This window comes from Streptomyces sp. TBY4 (assembly GCF_024213195.1).
GTDB lineage: Bacteria > Actinomycetota > Actinomycetes > Streptomycetales > Streptomycetaceae > Streptomyces.
On record NZ_JANAVF010000041.1, the window covers coordinates 1 to 2,565 of the forward strand.

At 69.2% G+C, this 2,565-nt stretch carries 3 protein-coding genes; all 3 read left to right on the plus strand.

Going from position 1 to position 2,565, the window contains the following annotated elements; translation table 11 throughout:
- Nucleotides 1-53: 53 nt before the first annotated feature.
- Genes NLX94_RS38635 through NLX94_RS38645 form a run of 3 tightly spaced genes read left to right on the plus strand, consistent with a single transcriptional unit; the run spans nt 54 to nt 2,560 of the window.
- Nucleotides 54-749, plus strand: coding sequence for a VOC family protein (locus NLX94_RS38635; RefSeq protein ID WP_254387980.1), 696 nt, complete (start codon nt 54-56; stop codon nt 747-749).
- Between the two features lie 48 nt (nt 750-797).
- Nucleotides 798-1,316 carry a transcriptional regulator gene (locus NLX94_RS38640; RefSeq protein ID WP_254387981.1) on the plus strand — a complete coding sequence of 173 codons (519 nt, stop codon included), beginning with the start codon at nt 798-800 and terminating at the stop codon, nt 1,314-1,316.
- A gap of 11 nt (nt 1,317-1,327) precedes the next feature.
- Nucleotides 1,328-2,560, plus strand: a complete 1,233-nt coding sequence (locus NLX94_RS38645) for an MFS transporter (RefSeq protein WP_302171717.1) — start codon at nt 1,328-1,330, stop codon at nt 2,558-2,560.
- Nucleotides 2,561-2,565 lie beyond the last annotated feature (5 nt).

Consider the following 2,565-nt stretch of genomic DNA (forward strand, 5'->3'; position numbering starts at 1 on the left):
CCGATCAGGTATTCAAGTTTGACTAGTGAGATGGATGGTCCTACGGTCGGCGGATGAGCGAGAAACTGGCTGCGATCCTGCCCTGCGGGTCCATCTCCGAGACGGTCGACTTCTACAAGGCCATCGGGTTCGAGGTCACGTTCCTTCAGGAACGTCCGTACGGCTATGCCGTCGTGCAGCACGGCGAGGTCGAGTTGCAGTTCATGGCGATAAAGGGATTCGTGCCGGCCGAGTCGTACGGGGCCTGCTACATCACGACCGATGACGTCGACGGTTTGTACGCGAAGTTTCGTGGCGGGCTGAAGGGGGAGCTCGGCAAGATCCCTACCCGCGGGCTTCCCAGGATCGGTCCGCTGAAGGACACCACCTACGGGGTGCGGCAGTTCATCATGGCCGACCCGGGCGGCAACAGCATTCGCATCGGGCAGCCGATCAGTGACGACGGGCACCATTCGCCCGTCCCGAAGGAACGGGTGGCCAAGGCCCTCCACATGGCCTCATTGCTCGGTGATTCCAAAGAGGACTACCCGGCCGCCGCCAAGATCCTCGACCGCCTCCTTTCCACCGATGTCCCTGCGGCTGCGCGGGTGAAGGCGCTGATCCTGCGGGCTGCCATGGCGGCCCACCTGGACGACACCCCCCTCGCCGCCCGGCTGCTGTCCGAGGCCGACCAGATCCCCCTCTCGGCTTCCGACCGGGCCTCCCTGGCCGACGACCTGCTCCGTGCGGAGGACCTCCGCGACAAGTGATCCACAAAAGGCTTGCACAATGGTCAAGAAACGTTGACCATTGCGTCCATGCCTGCCGAAGAGCTTCCCGAGACGTTCCACGTCACGACCGACGACCAGCTGCGCGCGGTCTCCAACCTGACGCGCCACCGGATCATGGCCGTGCTCCGCTTCGAGCCCGCGACGATCACGCAGATCGCCGAGCGGGTAGGACTCGCGAAGGGGAGTTCCAGCTACCACGTACGGCTGCTCGAACGGGCCGGACTGGTGAAGGTGGTCCGGACGCGGAAGGTGCGGGGGGTCACCGAGCGGTACTACGCCATGGCCGCGCGGTCGATCGAGCTGCCGGATCCGGGCGAGGGCGGGCCGGATGTCCTGATGCGGCACGCGGTGGCGGATCTGGAGGCCGCGCCGGAAGGCGAACGGCACGTCGGAATGACGCACCTGCGGCTCACGGAAGAGCAGTTCGCGGAGCTGGGGGCGCGGCTGCAAGCACTAGCTGACGAGTATCGGGAGCTGTCCGATCCGTCGCTGCCGGACGCGTCGCTCGTCTTCGCCCTCTTCCACCCCCGGCAGGGAGCCAAGTGACCTCGAGCAAACTGCCGACCGGATTCGGACGGCTGTGGACCGCGCAGACGGTCTCCTCCCTCGGCGACGGGGTCATGCACGCCGCCCTGCCGCTGCTCGCGCTCACGCTGACGCGGGATCCGATGGCACTCGCGGTCGTCACGGCCGCCGGAACGCTGCCGTGGCTCCTCTTCGGAGTCCTGGGCGGTGCCCTGGTGGACCGCTGGGACCGCCGGCGCACCATGTGGATGGCGGACGCGGCACGCGCCCTCCTCCTCGCGATACCCGCAGCAGCGGCCGCCCTCGACCTCCTGAGCATCCCCCTCCTCGCGACGGTAGCCTTCCTCCTCTCGCTCGGCGGACTCTTCTTCGACACGGCCGCCACGGCCTACCTGCCGGACCTGCTCGGCCGCGACCCCGCCCTCCTGGAGCGCGCCAACTCCCGCCTCCGCGGCGCCCAGACCGCCATGTCCGGCTTCGCCGGACCCCCCGCAGGCAGCGCCCTCCTCGCACTGGGCCGGTCCGTCCCCCTCCTCACAGACGCCCTGTCGTTCGCCGTCTCTGCCCTACTCGTACGCTCCCTGCCCCCAGCGCCCAAGCCCCTCCCCCAGGCCGGCGAATCCCTCCTCCGCCAGGCACGAGCGGGCGCGTCCTACGTCTTCCGCGACCGCCTCCTCCTCGGACTCGCCCTACGCCCGGCGGTAGGCAACATCGCCTTCCTGGCCGTAGAGACGGTCCTCGCCCTCTTCTCCCACGACCATCTCGGCATCGACACCTTCGGCTTCGGCCTCCTCCTCACCGCAGAGGCCGCAGGCGGCCTGCTCGGCGCAGCGATCGCCTCCAACCTGGGCCGACGACTCGGCACCGGCACCGCACTGACCTGCACGGCCGCCGTAGAGGGACTCGCCATCCTGGGCCTGGCCAGCGCCCCCAACCCCTACGTCGCCGGCCTCGCCCTCGCCGTCTGCGGAGCGGGCATGGGCGCCACGATGGTCCTGGCCCCCTCCCTCCGCCAGGCGATCGTCCCCGCCCACCTGATGGGCCGAGTAGCCTCCACGTCCCGCATGCTCGCCATGTGCGCCGCCCCGTTCGGCGCCTTCCTCGGCGGCTGGCTGGCCACCACCCACGACGTACGCACCCCCCTCTACGCCGCCGCAGCCCTCCTCCTCACCATGACCGCCCTGACGGCAACCATGACCACCAACCGCCGCATAGAAGCAGCCCTCCGCACCGCCCACCCCGAACCCACAAAGTCCCCCCTCTAGATCAA